We start from the raw sequence: 285 nt of genomic DNA, 5'->3' as shown, positions 1-285 counted from the left end.
GGCCGCCACCCTCCAGGTGGCGGCCGGCAGCGTGCGCCGTCGCCGCGATGTCGAGGTCGAGGAGCTCGAGACCGCCGCGCACTGGGCCGACCTGCACAGCAACGACCCCCAAGCCGAGCCCGGCGCGATCCCGGTCCGCTTCGGCGGCGACAAGCTGATCCGACCCGGCGGCGAGGGCACCCCCAAGGTCCAGGAACTGTGCCTGCTCGAGCTCGGCATCGCCTTGGAGTGCTCCGAGGCCAAGGCCCGCAGCACGGTTGCCGCTGCCCTCGACCTGCGCCACCG

The 285-nt window shown here is 74.0% G+C and carries 1 pseudogene; it reads left to right on the top strand.

Going from position 1 to position 285, the window contains the following annotated elements:
- Nucleotides 1-285 (top strand): annotated as a pseudogene (locus ACYQ1K_RS28000) (hypothetical protein); the annotation flags it as partial.

Source organism: Nocardioides sp. AN3, assembly GCF_054653495.1.
Note: the sequence above shows the minus strand (reverse complement) of the source record. Positions and strands in the feature narration are given on the sequence as shown.